General features: G+C 39.6%; 16 protein-coding genes and 1 riboswitch. Of the genes, 5 read left to right on the top strand and 11 right to left on the bottom strand.

What is annotated here, in order from left to right; genetic code table 11:
- Positions 1–56: 56 nt before the first annotated feature.
- Positions 57–473, bottom strand: a complete 417-nt coding sequence (locus tag LG307_RS05980) for a hypothetical protein (protein ID WP_404448985.1) — start codon at positions 471–473, stop codon at positions 57–59.
- A 314-nt stretch (positions 474–787) separates the two neighbouring features.
- A complete protein-coding gene (locus tag LG307_RS05985; protein ID WP_404448987.1) occupies positions 788–1141 on the bottom strand; it encodes a hypothetical protein in 354 nt (117 codons plus the stop codon).
- A gap of 126 nt (positions 1142–1267) precedes the next feature.
- Here LG307_RS05985 and LG307_RS05990 point away from each other — a divergent pair, with 126 nt between their 5' ends.
- Both LG307_RS05990 and LG307_RS05995 read left to right on the top strand, forming a co-directional pair.
- Complete coding sequence (locus tag LG307_RS05990) at positions 1268–1855, top strand: DedA family protein (RefSeq protein ID WP_404448989.1); 588 nt, start codon at positions 1268–1270, stop codon at positions 1853–1855.
- A 15-nt stretch (positions 1856–1870) separates the two neighbouring features.
- Positions 1871–2650 carry an undecaprenyl-diphosphate phosphatase gene (locus LG307_RS05995; protein ID WP_404448991.1) on the top strand — a complete coding sequence of 260 codons (780 nt, stop codon included), beginning with the start codon at positions 1871–1873 and terminating at the stop codon, positions 2648–2650.
- Positions 2651–2877: 227 nt separating this feature from the next.
- Here LG307_RS05995 and LG307_RS06000 read toward each other — a convergent pair whose 3' ends face one another.
- The 3 genes from LG307_RS06000 to LG307_RS06010 form a co-directional block, all read right to left on the bottom strand.
- Complete coding sequence (locus LG307_RS06000) at positions 2878–3921, bottom strand: ribonucleotide-diphosphate reductase subunit beta (protein ID WP_404448993.1); 1044 nt, start codon at positions 3919–3921, stop codon at positions 2878–2880.
- Positions 3922–3970: 49 nt separating this feature from the next.
- Positions 3971–6232: a ribonucleoside-diphosphate reductase subunit alpha gene (locus tag LG307_RS06005; protein WP_404448995.1), complete on the bottom strand. Its 2262-nt coding sequence runs from the start codon at positions 6230–6232 to the stop codon at positions 3971–3973.
- Positions 6233–6452: 220 nt separating this feature from the next.
- A riboswitch (cobalamin riboswitch) is annotated at positions 6453–6648 on the bottom strand.
- Between the two features lie 167 nt (positions 6649–6815).
- A complete protein-coding gene (locus tag LG307_RS06010; protein WP_404448997.1) occupies positions 6816–7643 on the bottom strand; it encodes an STAS domain-containing protein in 828 nt (275 codons plus the stop codon).
- Between the two features lie 168 nt (positions 7644–7811).
- Here LG307_RS06010 and LG307_RS06015 point away from each other — a divergent pair, with 168 nt between their 5' ends.
- A complete protein-coding gene (locus LG307_RS06015; RefSeq protein ID WP_404448998.1) occupies positions 7812–8714 on the top strand; it encodes an aldo/keto reductase family oxidoreductase in 903 nt (300 codons plus the stop codon).
- Between the two features lie 86 nt (positions 8715–8800).
- Here the strand turns inward: LG307_RS06015 and LG307_RS06020 are convergent, their stop codons facing one another.
- Complete coding sequence (locus LG307_RS06020) at positions 8801–9031, bottom strand: hypothetical protein (protein ID WP_404449000.1); 231 nt, start codon at positions 9029–9031, stop codon at positions 8801–8803.
- Between the two features lie 316 nt (positions 9032–9347).
- Between LG307_RS06020 and LG307_RS06025 the strand changes: the two genes are divergently transcribed.
- Positions 9348–10598: a dicarboxylate/amino acid:cation symporter gene (locus LG307_RS06025; protein WP_404450389.1), complete on the top strand. Its 1251-nt coding sequence runs from the start codon at positions 9348–9350 to the stop codon at positions 10596–10598.
- A 50-nt stretch (positions 10599–10648) separates the two neighbouring features.
- Here LG307_RS06025 and LG307_RS06030 read toward each other — a convergent pair whose 3' ends face one another.
- Genes LG307_RS06030 through LG307_RS06040 form a run of 3 tightly spaced genes read right to left on the bottom strand, consistent with a single transcriptional unit; the run spans position 10649 to position 11919 of the window.
- Positions 10649–10963 carry a DMT family transporter gene (locus tag LG307_RS06030; RefSeq protein ID WP_404449002.1) on the bottom strand — a complete coding sequence of 105 codons (315 nt, stop codon included), beginning with the start codon at positions 10961–10963 and terminating at the stop codon, positions 10649–10651.
- Complete coding sequence (locus LG307_RS06035; RefSeq protein WP_404449004.1) at positions 10964–11323, bottom strand: DMT family transporter; 360 nt, start codon at positions 11321–11323, stop codon at positions 10964–10966. It lies immediately after the preceding gene.
- Between the two features lie 2 nt (positions 11324–11325).
- Positions 11326–11919 (bottom strand): TetR/AcrR family transcriptional regulator, encoded by a 594-nt coding sequence (locus LG307_RS06040; RefSeq protein ID WP_404449005.1) that lies wholly within the window; start codon positions 11917–11919, stop codon positions 11326–11328.
- Between the two features lie 156 nt (positions 11920–12075).
- Here LG307_RS06040 and LG307_RS06045 point away from each other — a divergent pair, with 156 nt between their 5' ends.
- Entirely contained in the window at positions 12076–12405 is a 330-nt protein-coding gene (locus LG307_RS06045) for a hypothetical protein (RefSeq protein ID WP_404449006.1), read from the top strand.
- A gap of 73 nt (positions 12406–12478) precedes the next feature.
- On the opposite strand, the gene LG307_RS06050 is transcribed toward LG307_RS06045, so the two are convergent.
- Both LG307_RS06050 and LG307_RS06055 read right to left on the bottom strand, forming a co-directional pair.
- Positions 12479–12982 (bottom strand): hypothetical protein, encoded by a 504-nt coding sequence (locus LG307_RS06050; RefSeq protein WP_404449008.1) that lies wholly within the window; start codon positions 12980–12982, stop codon positions 12479–12481.
- 113 nt (positions 12983–13095) lie between these two features.
- Complete coding sequence (locus tag LG307_RS06055) at positions 13096–13611, bottom strand: universal stress protein (RefSeq protein WP_404449009.1); 516 nt, start codon at positions 13609–13611, stop codon at positions 13096–13098.
- Between the last annotated feature and the right edge of the window lie 24 nt (positions 13612–13635).

Below are 13635 nucleotides of genomic sequence, written 5' to 3' on the forward strand. Positions count from 1 at the left end.
GTCAACTCCTCCTTAAACGGTTAAAGTTGAAGATAGTGTACCCATTATTCCAATTTTTAGTTAGGCATCCCGAGCATTTCTAAAAATGGTGCAAAATCTTCACTGAAATAGTAAAACATAGGCTGATCTTTCTCGTTGAAGATTAGCATATATGGCTTTTCGGCATCTGGAAAGATAAAAATGACTTGAGTCACCGGTTGATTTAATACTTTCGTTTCAATATCTTGAGCAGGTTCAAAGATTACCTTAACCATAAACCCTGTTTTGGGAGTAGGGTTAAGGTTTGGAAAGAGAGAATCTGCACTTTTTACAAGCTTTAGCGCTTCTTCCTTGTTTTTGTCTTCCATAGGGATAGATTTAGTTACCTTTCCTTGTGTAACATCAAAAACTTCTATTTGAGGGGGCTGTGCTGAAAAGGTCATCATGGGAAAAGCTCCAAAAAAGAACACAAAAAGGATAAGAAACTTCTTCATTTAAATCACCTCTCTTGTAGTATGAAACAAAAGAAGTGAAATCATGAGAAACTTTAATCTTCGTGTCCTAGAAACCGATAACCGATATATATGATTAATACGCTGCCTAAAGTAATCAAAATCAAATCATAACCGACGCAAGAAGATTGTAGACAAAGTTCCCCCATAAATATCCTCCCAAGTACAATTTTTAATTAATATGAAAAAGATGTTGAATTTATGCTTTGTCAGTGCCGCTAGAAAGCAATTAAGTAAGTAAGCGGTTACATTTTTTCTAATTTAAAAGTCGAACGGCCTATGTTCGACTTTCTTGTTTATTCCACTTTTTCTTTTTCGTCTTGAATCTTTTCTTTCAATAACGTTACAGCCTCGTCCTTGTCATAGGTGAACAGAATCATATCGTTGGTAAGGTATCCTGTATATTCAAACACTATATAAGCAGGTGTATTTTCAATATTGTAATCTGGATACTTCTCCGTTGCCTCATCTAACCCTATGACCACATCACTGTCGTTAAGGATGATATCAATATCTTCAATTTCTGACAGTGACTCATCTTCTTTTTGCTCTACAACTTCAATATAAGAAAAACGATCTGGAATGTGTGTAGGCATTCCACAGGCTGTTAGAAAAAGGAGGAATAAGGATAGAATAAAGATTTTCTTCATTTATCAGCACCTCCACCATTTACTATTCGACATAATTAGTGAAAACCCTTTTCTGATTTTAGTGCTTTTCGTGGACGTGCCTTCATACATTGTTAGGGACAACTCTCTTACTAATGAGGTGAGGATATGGAGGAATTTTTTTTATCTGTTTTTGAATTTTTCACCACATTGGGGGTTTGGGGAATTACTCTCGGTTTAATGGTGGAAGTGATTCCAAGTGAAATCGTCCTTGGATATGGTGGTTATTTAATTTCGATTGGTGAGATCGGCTTTATGGGTGCATTGCTTGCAGGTGTGTTTGGAGGGACGTTGGCTCAGCTTTTTTTATATTGGGCAGGAAGTATTGGCGGCAGACCATTTCTTGAAAAGTATGGAAAGTACATATTAATTCAGGCGAAGCATTTAGATATTTCGGAAAAGTGGTTTCAAAACTATGGTCCGATTGTCATTTTTACAGCTAGATTTATTCCAGTGGTGAGGCATGCCATTTCCATTCCCGCTGGAATAGCCAAGATGAAGTTTATGCCTTTTCTTTTATATACCGTTGCAGCGGTCATTCCATGGACCATTTTGTTTTTATATATCGGACTACAACTAGGTGAAAATTGGCGGGAAATCAAACATGCCGCACAACCGCTGATCATTCCACTGATGATATTGATTGTATTGGGTGCCATTACTTATTTTGTATTCGACAGAAAAAGGACGGAATAGGAAGGAGGAGAGGGCATGTCCAAGATTGAAGCATTCCTGTTGGGGATTATCCAAGGCTTAACAGAATTTTTGCCTATTTCAAGCACGGGTCACTTATATTTGGGAAGGAATCTTTTTGGTTTGCAGGAAGCGGGGTTGTTACTGGATACCATGCTTCACTTTGGTACTTTGATAGCGGTGCTATATTTTTACCGAGAAGAATTCATTAAAATTATTCGCAATCCATTTCATAAATTATCTTTTCTGTTGGTTATAGGGACCATTCCAGCAGTGATCATTGGACTTGCATTTAAAGACTATTTTGAGGAAATCTCCAAAACAGGCGTTACGATTGGCTGGGAGTTTCTCATTACAGGTGCCTTTCTTTGGTTTGCGGACTCCATTAAAAAGGGAGCCAGAAAGATGGAGGATATTACTTGGAAGGACGCATTGTTTATCGGTTCTTTTCAAGCTGTAGCGATATTCCCGGCCATTTCTAGGTCTGGATTGACCATTGTTGCTGGTTTGTTTCGTAAATTGGATAGGGAAACAGCGGCATATTTTTCTTTCTTGCTCTCAACACCAGCCATTGCGGGGGCAGTGTTTCTGCAAACAGTTGAAGTGGCACAGGTTGGCAGGGAGGATATTTCATTATTTTCATTGATTATTGGAATTTTAGCATCCTGTTTCTTTGGGTATATTGCTGTGAAGTGGATGATTAACTATTTGAAAAAGCATTCACTTCGTATGTTTGCAATTTATGTGTGGATTCTGGGGATTGTAATTTTGGCTCTTCAATATTTTGGGTTGTTTTAACCAAGGTAAGGCAGCATACCTAAAAGGTACACTGCCTTTCTTATGAAAATCAGAATGTATATAATCCTGTTGATTTCCGTTCCAGGCGCTTCGCTTGCCTGCGGGCGGTCCGTGAGCCTCCTCACTCCGTTGCGGGGTCTCACCTGTCCCTTCCTCCTGCGGGCGTCTGCGCGCCTTCCACTCCAATCAACTAAGGTATTTCATTCACCAATAGTTATTATTATTCTTTATAACTCGTCAAATCCGTTGTCGACTACATTTACTTTTGTGTATTGCCTGGATTTTTGCTCGAAGAAGTCGGATTTTCCGAGGTCTACGTCTTCGTATGCTTTTATCCATTTTAAAGGATTTGTACGATAGCCTTCAAACGGACGCTTGAAACCAAGTTGATGGGCTCTTACGTTGGCATAAAACTTGATGTAAGCTTCCACATCGTCCAGTTCGATTCCAGTAAATTGATCTCCGATTATATGTCTTGCCCAATCTATTTCTAGTGCTGCTGCTTGTTGTATCGTCTCTTCCACAAATAGCTCCAGTTCATCTGTATTATGTTCTGGATATTCTAATAGGATTTCCTTAAATATCTTAACGAACAAATCTACATGTATCTGTTCGTCTCTGTTAATGTAGTTAATCATCGTGCTGGAAGAGACCATCTTTTGGTTTCTTGCCAGGTGATAAAAAAATGCAAAACCCGAATAAAAGAAAAGACCTTCTAATAGTACATCATATACGATGGATTTCAGCAGGTTTTCAACAGACGGGTTTTCTGCAAATGCTTTGTATCCATCTGCTATAAAATCATTTCTTTTTCTGAGGATTGGTTCTGTTCTCCAGTATTCAAAAACTTCTTCTTGCTTTTTACGCGGCACAAGACTTGATAGAACATAGGAGTAAGAATGATTATGAATCACTTCTTGCTGGGCTAGCATGATCATTAGTGCGTTTAAGCTCGAATCGGTCAGATAGTCTGCCACTTTTCCCGCATAATCAGTTTGAATACTGTCAAGTAGTGCAAGAAGTCCAATTATCTTCAAAAAGGCATCCTGTTCATGTGCGGAGAGGTGAGGAAACTGCTTGATATCCTGAGACATATTTATTTCAAAAGGAGACCAAAAGTTGGCAAGCATTTTTTTATATTTAGGATAAGCCCATGAAAAGGCGACATCGTCCCAATTAAGTACATTGGAGCTATTTCCATTTATGATTTTGGTGGATCTATTGGGTGCATCCACATCCATTAAGGTGCGTGTTTTCAGGAAAGTATTCATTTGTTTGCCTCCTTCTTTTGCTGGATTTGTTTATTAATGAAAGATTTGCTTAACTGGAACATGAATCACATTCTTCTAACTCAGTGGATGTCGACCGGACATAGTAGGTTGTTTTCAACCTTTGTTTCCATGCGTCAAGATGCAGTTCAAGTAGCGCTTTTGCCTTGACGGTATTGGTAACATAAAGATTGAAGGAAATGGCCTGATCGATGTGCTTTTGTCTAGCCGCATTTTGGGCGATGCTCCAATGCTGGTTAATATGATAGGCAGATTTATAGAACCAGGTTGTTTCCGGATTCAAATCAGGTGCGGTTACCGGTATTTTGTAATCCTTCTTTTCTTCCGAATATATCTTGAGAAAGACCGGGTCGATGCTTGCCGTGCTGCCGGCAATGATTGATGTAGTCGCATTTGGTGCAACTGCCAGCAGATAACCGTTTCGAATACCGTGATTGGCAACTTGGTTTTGAAGTGTATGCCAATCCAAAGTAGATCCTGTCCCGTAATTTCTTTTATGAAAATATTCACCCGTCTGCCAATCAGAGCCTTCAAAAGCTGGATAGGATCCTTTCTCTTTAGCTAGAGTGGAACTAGCTTGGATCGTGTAATACGCAATCCTTTCATACAATTCATCTGCATAGTGGACGGCTTCATCTGACTCCCATTTTATTCCTTCTAATGCGAGTAAGTGGTGCCAACCGAATGTCCCCAACCCGACGGCACGATATTTTTCATTGGTAATCCTGGCTTGCAGTACTGGTATTTCATTTAAATCTATTACATTATCAAGCATCCGAACCTGTATGGGAATAAGGCGCTCCAATTGTCCCTCTTTTATAGTACGAGCAAGGTTGATGGAGGATAGATTACATACTACGAAGTCGCCTGGCGTTTTAACAGTTATGATACTGCCGTCCTTTACATATTGCGTTTTCGTCAAGGTGGAACTTTGATTTTGTGTAATTTCTGTACATAAATTGGTGCAATAGATCATCCCTTTATGATGATTGGGGTTCATCCTATTTACCTCATCACGATAAAACATAAAAGGGCTGCCGGTTTCTAACTGACCTCTCATGATTGCTTTCATAATTTCTATCGCCGGAACTTTTTCTTTTGGGAGATCAGGATGACGGACGCATTCTTTATATTTATCACGGAAGCTGCCCGAACCTATCTTTTCATCAAAATGATCTTCCAATGAATAGCCCATAGTTTGTCTGACTTCATGAGGGTCGAATAAATACCAGTCTCCTCTGTTTTCCACCTGCTCCATGAAAATATCCGGTATACATACTCCATTGAAGAGGTCATGTGTACGCATGCGTTCATCCCCGTTGTTCAGCTTGCTGTCGAGAAAAGAAAAAATATCTTTATGCCAAACATCCAAATAGACTGAAATGGCTCCTTTTCGCTGTCCGAGCTGGTCGACACTTACTGCTGTATTGTTCAGTTGCTTCATCCACGGAATCACCCCGCTTGAGACCCCTTTAAATCCACGGATATCACTGCCACGACTGCGAATCTTTCCGAGATATACGCCAAGGCCTCCGCCGGATTTTGAGAGGTTTGCAATGTCTGTATTGCTGTCAAATATTCCTTGCAGGCTGTCATCCACTGTATCAATGAAGCAGCTGGACAGTTGTCCGTATGTTTTTCCAGCATTAGCAAATGTCGGGGTGGCAACGGTCATATACAAATTACTTAATGCCCAATAAGCTTCTTTCACGTAAAGAATCCGGTTGTGTTCTTCCTTTTGCATAAGTATCATGGCAATAATCATGAACCGTTCTTGAGGCAACTCCATCAAACGTTTGCCATGATCGCGTGTTAAATAGCGGTCTGTTAACGTTTTAAGACCAATATAGGTGAACAGATGATCTTTTTCCGGGTTGATGACAGTTTCCAGTTCTTTGATTTCTTCAGGAGTGTACGCATTTAAAATTTGAGTTTGATAGATACCTTGTTCCGTTAAGCTTTCAATTAATCGTAAAAAATCGGTGTAGGGCTTTTGGATGTTTCTGTTTTGACAGACCTGCTGCTGCAGATTTTGTGATAGGAGCCTTGATGCAACAAAGGTCCAGTCAGGTGCTAGTTCGTCCACATGGCTGAGAGCTTCTAGGATTAGCTGGTTTGTAAGTTCATGTAGATTAGGATCATGGAGAAATTTATCGATGATCTTAGTGGCTTTTTGTATAAAAAGGTCCGTTTCTAGTTTGGGAAACTGTGATAAAACCGTTTCTAAATGTCTATGGTAATCATGAATGCGTGGTACACTCTCGCTATTATCTGTCTTGGTATGTACGGTCATTTCGTCCACTCTCCACTTCGTTTATATATGTTGCTTGTAAAATAAAAAAATCCACTCAGTAGCTGAGTGGATCAAACGATCATAGAAGGGGAAAGGATTGCAGGGAGGTGGCCTGTCTGTGAAAGGGTTGATGAGATGAATCAGCAACCGTCCAAAAAGCACCTGTCATGCCATTACCAAGTTCTATGTATCGTTTCATCTTCTCAACTCCCGAAGAAAGAGAAACTAAATCGGTAAAGGCAGGTCTCCTGACTTGTGCTTCTTCCCATTTTGAACCTTCCCATATAAGAGCCGTTAAGCATTCATATACAGTGGTTTCTCAAAATTGTCTGCACTTACAGTTGCGGGGACAGTCCCGGATTTTCACCGGATTCCCTATTAAGTCTATAATAGACACCTTCATCGAATAACTAGCATAAATACTATATGTAGTTTCATTTCATTGTTTTTATTCTATATGTGGTATTTATTCGAATGATAGTACTATCATAAATGAAACACACACAAATGGCAAGACATTTTATGGAGGGTTCGACGTGAAGGCGAAAACTCCTGCCGGGGTCTGACCCCGGCAGGAGTTTTTTCATTGTTCCTGTAATATTTGCTCAATAGATCCGCTGATTTGAATGTCCCTTAGGATGAGGCCGGAGTGGATGAATTGTAGGCTAAGTTCCGGGCGCAGGCCAGTTATGATTGGGGTGATGCCGATCAGCTTTAGAGAGCGGATGAGTAGGTCCATAGTGTGCAGGACGGTTTCGTCCAGGCGGTACACACCGGAAAAATCAATGATCAGGTTGGAAATAGAAAGATTTTTACTTTTCTCTAATGTTTCCTCGATCAAAATTCCTGCACGAATCTCATCAATTTCCCCGACAAGGGGCAGCACTCCCATTCCTTTCTGCAGTGGGACTATTGGAATGGACAGTCTTATATAAGATGCTTTTGTTTCTAACATTTTCTGCTCAGTAGCGATGGAGAAGGCATGACTAAAACCATAAACGATAATATTGAAGATTTCATCTATTAAAATGAAAATATCTGTAATCTGGTTCATATGCATTCCTTCTTCAACGCCTTTACGTTGAATGAATGCCCACAGACATTTTTTATACAACGTCATATTGGAAAGCGTCTCTTCAAGTGAGCCTCCAGCTTTAACAGACATGAATCCTACAGATTCTCCCCATTCTTTGGCGCGGTCTAAGACTTTATTTTTAGGATCTAGGACATATTCTCCCAAGAATACCAATAGCGTCCGAAAAATCTCTTTGACCTGAACTTCTATTTCTTCTTCACGATATTGAGGTACTGAAGGATAAGCATTCTGGATTTCTAGTAGCATGCTAGCAGCTACTTCATCCTGTGAATCTATTAATTTCTGTCCTATAAGCGAGCGGTCCGTCTGAGTCATGTTCATATCCTTTCTTGGAACCAGTTGTATTTAATATCTATTTTAATTTAAAGTCTAAAAGATGTATATCTTTTACTAGTTAAGAAAATGGGAAACAAGTTATTATTTTGGCTAATAATATATAAAAGAGGTATAATTTCTAAATATCGAACTGATAGGAGTGTTAATATGGAAAGAATTCAAGTTGCAGAAGATGTATCCCTCTCCCGAATTGTTCATGGCATGTGGAGATTGAGTGATTGGGGTTACAGCAAGCAAGAAGTGGTGGATTTTATAGAAAAATGTTTGGAACTTGGCGTCACTAGCTTTGATCATGCAGACATTTACGGTAATTACACAGTAGAAGAGCAATTCGGACAAGCTTTGGAACTTAAGCCTTCCCTTAGAGAGCAGATAGAATTAGTGACAAAATGCGGCATTAAGTTAATATCCTCGAATAGACCGGAGCATAAAATAAAATATTACGATACAAGCAAAGAGCATATCATTCAATCTGTAGAACAGTCTTTGAAAAATTTCCGAACGGATTATATTGATATTCTATTAATACATAGACCAGATCCAATGATGGATCCTAGTGAAGTGGCAGAGGCATTTACGCAGTTAAAAAGAGAAGGAAAGGTAAAACGTTTCGGCGTGTCCAACTTTGCTCGTTCTCAAATCAAGTTACTTAATTCCTATTTAGATGAACCGCTTGTGACCAATCAAATTGAAATTTCTGCGACACACTTGGAACATTTTGAAAAGGGGACAATCGAACAATGCCAAGTTGATCGGATTTCTCCGATGGCCTGGTCACCTCTCGGCGGAGGAAGTATTTTCACCAGTACAGATGACAAAGTTAAACGAGTAAGAAATGTATTAGAGAAAGTAAAAGAAGAAACCGGTGCTGAATCTATCGACCAAGTGTTATATGGCTGGTTACTGACTCACCCTTCCAATATCATTCCGATAGTGGGATCAGGTAAGATAGAAAGAGTCCAATCGGCTGTATCCTCACTGGAAATACCATTGTCTAGACAGCAGTGGTTTGAAATTTTAGAAGCATCAAAAGGTAAAGAAGTAGATTGATTTTTATTATATTTTAAAAATAAAAAACCAGGACCTAGGTCCTGGTTTTTTATGTAGACGATACCCATAAACTGGGTTGGTTTCCATTAGAATTTTAACTGGTTGTTTCGTTTTTCCATGTATTTTTTATAGATGTCGGAGAAATACATGAGTGCGATAGAACCGAAGATCACATAAGATAAATTAAAATACAAGGCTGGATCTATCCTGACGTGATCTCCGCCAGCAGCAACTTTAATTATTTGATAGGAATCCATAGCGACTTTTGCAGCGATGAGGACAAATATTGCAACGATTACCCTCCAAAGTAATTTCATCTAAAACCCCTCCATTAATTGCATGAAAAATTTTCTATTTGTAAATGCTATAAAAGTTAAAATAGTGGGTAAACAAAAGTAGAAATCAGTTGTTAAATATATCAAAAATTCGAAAGGAATACAACCCGACTTTTGATCTTTTTATTGTGTATTATAACAGGTGTGAAGAAAATGGTCTATCATAAATCACTTTACAGAAATAAAAATACCACGTAGAATGAAAAAAGTCGCCTTTTGTCGATTTAAAGCGAATGTCTTAAGATCTTGTAAAGAGAAATTATACTAGTATTACAAAAGGGAGGATTTCAATGTGAAGATGACATTGACAAAGAAAATAATTATTGGTCTTATTTTAGGTATTTTAGTTGGTCTTGCATTAAACGTTTATGCACCATCTTTATTTAATCCGTTGGATACATATTTATTTCAACCACTCGGAAAGATCTTCTTAAATCTGATTACGATGCTTGTTGTCCCTATTGTACTAATTTCCATTACACTTGGAGTAGTGGGGCTTGGGGATACGAAAAAGCTTGGAAGTATCGGCCTTAAAACAATTCTTTTCTTCTTAATTACAACATGTATTGCCATAACAATCGGTCTGACGCTTGCCTCCGTTATTCAACCGGGACTTGCTGGTGACTTTGAAAATATGTTAGTCGATGAATTGGCGAAAGAGGATACACCAGAAAAAGCTCCGCCAGTTATGGAAACACTTTTGAACATCATTCCGACAAATCCTTTTAAAGCAATGGCTGAAGGGGAAATGTTACAAATCATCTCTTTCTCCGTGTTACTTGGTTTTGCTATCAATGCTTTAGGTGAAAAAGCAGGCAAGGTGAAAACACTGCTTGAACAAGCGAATGACATTGTCATGCTGCTTGTAAATATCGTAATTAAAACCGCTCCTTATGGGGCATTCGGTTTAATTGCCTCTGCAGTTGGTGGCCTTGGCTTAGATGCGATTAAGGCAATGGGAGCATATTTCTTAGTTGTCATTTTAGCCTTATTCATTCACTTCTTTGTCACATACGGCAGTGCCTTGTTCTTCTTGGGGAAAATCAATCCAATCACATTCTTTAAACGCTTCATCCCGGCTATGAGTGTTGCTTTCAGTACATCAAGTAGTAATGCGACTTTACCAATGTCAATGGATGTGGCGCAAGAAAACTTAGGCGTGCCAAAGCGTATTAGCAGTTTCGTACAACCGCTGGGTGCCACGATCAATATGGATGGTACGGCAATCATGCAAGGTGTGGCAACGGTATTTATTGCACAGGTATACGGAATTGACTTAAGCTTGACACAGCTATTAACTGTTGTTGGTTTAGCGGTAGTAGCAAGTATAGGAACGGCAGGTGTACCTGGCGTAGGCTTCATCCTGCTTGCCATGGTTCTAGGACAGGTTGGCCTTCCGGTTGAGGGGATTGCCTTGATATTAGGAATTGACCGTCTACTTGATATGACTAGAACAGCTGTAAACATCACTGGTGATGCAGCGTGTGCTTATATAGTGGCAAGATCTGAAGACGGAGAAGTTATTGTACCTAAAGAACAAAAAATATAAACCAAAAGCCATTCCAGACAGTTGCTCTGGAATGGCTTTTTTACGGTTTTTTATGAAGAAATTTTGAGTCCGATTACGCCGATTATGATAAATGAGAGTAAAATGATACGGATTCTATCTCTGGACTCTTGGAAGAAAATCATACCAAGGAGTACGCTTCCGGCCGAACCAATTCCTGTCCAGACAGCGTATGCCGTGCCCATTGGAATTTCCTTTAAGGCAAGGGAGAGAAAATAGAAACTGGACAACCCGATAACGATAAAACATATGGATGGAAGAAGTTTCTTAAAGCCTTCCGCCATCTTCAAGGAAGCCACTGCCCCGATTTCACAAATACCAGCGATTGTTAAAAAGATCCACGCCATTTAATTCGCCTCCTTGAGTGCTTCTGTTTCCGTTTTTTCTGTATCATCAGAAGTGATTTTTAGTCCAATTATCCCAATAATCATTAGGCTTAAAAAGAATAGTTTAGAAAAATTTGCAGATTCTTGGAAAAATAATATTCCTACAACAGCAGTACCAGCGGCCCCAAATCCTGTGAAGATAGCATATGCAGTACCAATGGGCAGGAACTGAAGCGACTTGGAAAATAAATAAAAACTAACTGCCAGTGTAATTAAGGTAATGATGCTAGGCACTAAAACAGTAAACCCTTCAGAGTATCTAAGTCCTATTACCCAAACAATTTCCAAAAGACCAGCTATAAAAATGTACATCCAATGCATGACTATGCTCCTCCTGTCTCGGTTGCTTTCCAGTAATGTTCAAATGCATGATTCACTTTCTTGTCATAGTCAGAAATAGTATACAGGAACCTTTGGACAAACAATCCATCAATCAAGCAATAGAACGCGTCAATAAGAGGTTCCAACGGTTGTGGCGGTATTTCGCCATTGTGTTGTCCTTTGCTGAATATTTTTGTCAAAATATCGGTCGTATACATTTCTGTTTGAAGGAATTGCTCATGTATCGATGACCGGAATTTTTCTTCTGGGAAGAGAAGGGTTCGTTTGTAGAATAAACCTAGTGTTTCATCTTTCCAGAAATCTACCATGCTTAGTAGAAATCGGTGCAAAAGTATTTTTGTAGGACGTAATGCCAACTCGGCGGAATCTATGGTAACACGGTCCATAAAAGTGTCCATCAGTTCTTGCAGGATAGTCTCATACAAATCGTCTTTATTTTTAAAATGAGCGTATAAAGAGGGTTTTTTGATACCAACAAGTGTAGCAACATCATTAAGAGAAGTACCATAGTATCCTTTTTGTGCAAATAGTTGGAGTGCAGTTTTTTTAATACGCTCCGAAGTTGAATAAGTCATATTTAGTCTCCTTAAATAGGAAGGCGTTAAAACTACCTACCGTTCGTTAGGTTATCGGTATATCATATTATATGATAGGTATCTTGAAAAATCAATGTGTTTTATATTTAAATTATAAGGGTATTTATTATATAAGAGATGAGGGGAGGAATTATCATGAGTGAAAATACGTTGAAGAAGAAAAATCAAGATTTAATGGAAAAGGCACAGTATGCAGAAAGCGGTTCAGAATTAAAAAAAGATGCGAAAAGTGTGCGTAGAATAAATCGGCACATGGAACGTGAGAAAAACAGAAAAGAACAACGTGCTGCACAACCTGCTTTTGAAGTGTCCGTAAATGATAATTCCTTTAAGGTTACGGGTGTTAAAACAGAAAAGGAAGCCATTGATAAGCTATCAAAATGGAGTGCTTTTCACAACATGATAAACAAGATGAAGGAAAATGAGGAAGAAGTTAATATAAAAGCAAAGAAGATACAAGGTTAATAACCCGCACCGCAGCTTATAAAAAATGCGGTGCGGGTTATTATGTTTGTTTAAATTTTGTCTCAAAGATAGCCTACACACATTGGAAGGAACGAATTCGGTTTGAATCGATGCCGAAATACATCCATGTAAAGAAGAACCAGCGGTAACCTGCAACAGACCTTCTTCCTATAAAGGTAGGATAGAACCAAAACTGCTCTCCATTATTTAACCTCACCCATGTAAAGCGGTATAAACATCCAAAGAAAGCTCCCGGATCCACTGCTAAAGCAGTAGGTCCACCTGGGGCGCCGAAACTGGCTGTTTGAGGGGGCGGTGTGGATGGCGGTGGTCCGGAAGGTGGTCCACTTCCAGGACCTCCACCAGGTCCGCCAGGCGGTCCAAATCCAGGACCTCCACCAGGTCCGCCAGGCGGTCCAAATCCAGGACCTCCACCAGGTCCGCCAGGCGGTCCAAATCCAGGACCTCCACCAGGTCCTCCGGGCGGTCCAAAACCTGGAGGTCCGAAGCCAGGTCCTTGCCCACCACCGGGAGGCGGCCCGAATGGAGGAAAACTAAGTTGACGGTAAGGATACATAGGATTGCTCCCTTCAAGTAAATTCTATATACGGTATGCAGGCGCCCAAGAGTTGGTGAATTAAAAAAATCAGGTTTCCTAAACGGAAACCTGATACCTAGGTGGAGAAGATATTACTTTGCAATTAGTATTGGGCAATTGGCAGTATTGGTCACTTTATCACTTACACTTCCAAGAATCAATTTCTTTAAGCCCCCGAGGCCTCTGCTGCCAATAATAATCAAATCATTTGCATTCGTGTCGGCAAAATTACAAATGGTTTTAGCGGGATCTCCTTGCATGACCTCTACTTGAGCCTCAACGCGTTCTTGGGACAAGAGGGCATGGATTTCATTTAATGATTGTGTGGTAGCATCATTATCTGCAGTAGCAACTCTGCGTTGACTTGGAACACTTTCTCTGACATTGTGTGTGTAGATGTTCAATCCATCTATCGTTCCCATTCCTCCTGCAGGAAGTGTATCAGGTCTTGTAGCAGGCACTGGAACATTTACAGATGTTTCTTCTAAAACATGTAAAATGGTAAGTTGTGAGTGTAGCTTTTTTTTCATGTCTATCCCCATTTGTACAGCTTTCAAACTGCTTTTGGAACCATCGTAGGCAATTAGTATATTTGTGAAAGTTTCCATTGTTCATCGACTCCTTCTCATCTG

The organism is Sutcliffiella horikoshii, assembly GCF_044809035.1.
GTDB lineage: Bacteria > Bacillota > Bacilli > Bacillales > Bacillaceae_I > Sutcliffiella_A > Sutcliffiella_A horikoshii_G.

What these genes read in the sequence shown, in the direction of transcription:
- LG307_RS06030 (WP_404449002.1), bottom strand. Translation starts at nt 10,963, where the DNA reads ATGGCGTGGATCTTTTTAACAATCGCTGGTATTTGTGAAATCGGGGCA.
- LG307_RS06015 (WP_404448998.1), top strand. Translation starts at nt 7,812, where the DNA reads ATGGAAAGAATTCAAGTTGCAGAAGATGTATCCCTCTCCCGAATTGTT.
- LG307_RS06050 (WP_404449008.1), bottom strand. Translation starts at nt 12,982, where the DNA reads ATGTATCCTTACCGTCAACTTAGTTTTCCTCCATTCGGGCCGCCTCCC.
- LG307_RS06055 (WP_404449009.1), bottom strand. Translation starts at nt 13,611, where the DNA reads ATGGAAACTTTCACAAATATACTAATTGCCTACGATGGTTCCAAAAGC.
- LG307_RS06005 (WP_404448995.1), bottom strand. Translation starts at nt 6,232, where the DNA reads ATGACCGTACATACCAAGACAGATAATAGCGAGAGTGTACCACGCATT.
- LG307_RS06045 (WP_404449006.1), top strand. Translation starts at nt 12,076, where the DNA reads ATGAGTGAAAATACGTTGAAGAAGAAAAATCAAGATTTAATGGAAAAG.
- LG307_RS06025 (WP_404450389.1), top strand. Translation starts at nt 9,348, where the DNA reads ATGACATTGACAAAGAAAATAATTATTGGTCTTATTTTAGGTATTTTA.
- LG307_RS05980 (WP_404448985.1), bottom strand. Translation starts at nt 473, where the DNA reads ATGAAGAAGTTTCTTATCCTTTTTGTGTTCTTTTTTGGAGCTTTTCCC.
- LG307_RS06040 (WP_404449005.1), bottom strand. Translation starts at nt 11,919, where the DNA reads ATGACTTATTCAACTTCGGAGCGTATTAAAAAAACTGCACTCCAACTA.
- LG307_RS06020 (WP_404449000.1), bottom strand. Translation starts at nt 9,031, where the DNA reads ATGAAATTACTTTGGAGGGTAATCGTTGCAATATTTGTCCTCATCGCT.
- LG307_RS06035 (WP_404449004.1), bottom strand. Translation starts at nt 11,323, where the DNA reads ATGCATTGGATGTACATTTTTATAGCTGGTCTTTTGGAAATTGTTTGG.
- LG307_RS05995 (WP_404448991.1), top strand. Translation starts at nt 1,871, where the DNA reads ATGTCCAAGATTGAAGCATTCCTGTTGGGGATTATCCAAGGCTTAACA.
- LG307_RS05990 (WP_404448989.1), top strand. Translation starts at nt 1,268, where the DNA reads ATGGAGGAATTTTTTTTATCTGTTTTTGAATTTTTCACCACATTGGGG.
- LG307_RS06000 (WP_404448993.1), bottom strand. Translation starts at nt 3,921, where the DNA reads ATGAATACTTTCCTGAAAACACGCACCTTAATGGATGTGGATGCACCC.
- LG307_RS05985 (WP_404448987.1), bottom strand. Translation starts at nt 1,141, where the DNA reads ATGAAGAAAATCTTTATTCTATCCTTATTCCTCCTTTTTCTAACAGCC.
- LG307_RS06010 (WP_404448997.1), bottom strand. Translation starts at nt 7,643, where the DNA reads ATGACTCAGACGGACCGCTCGCTTATAGGACAGAAATTAATAGATTCA.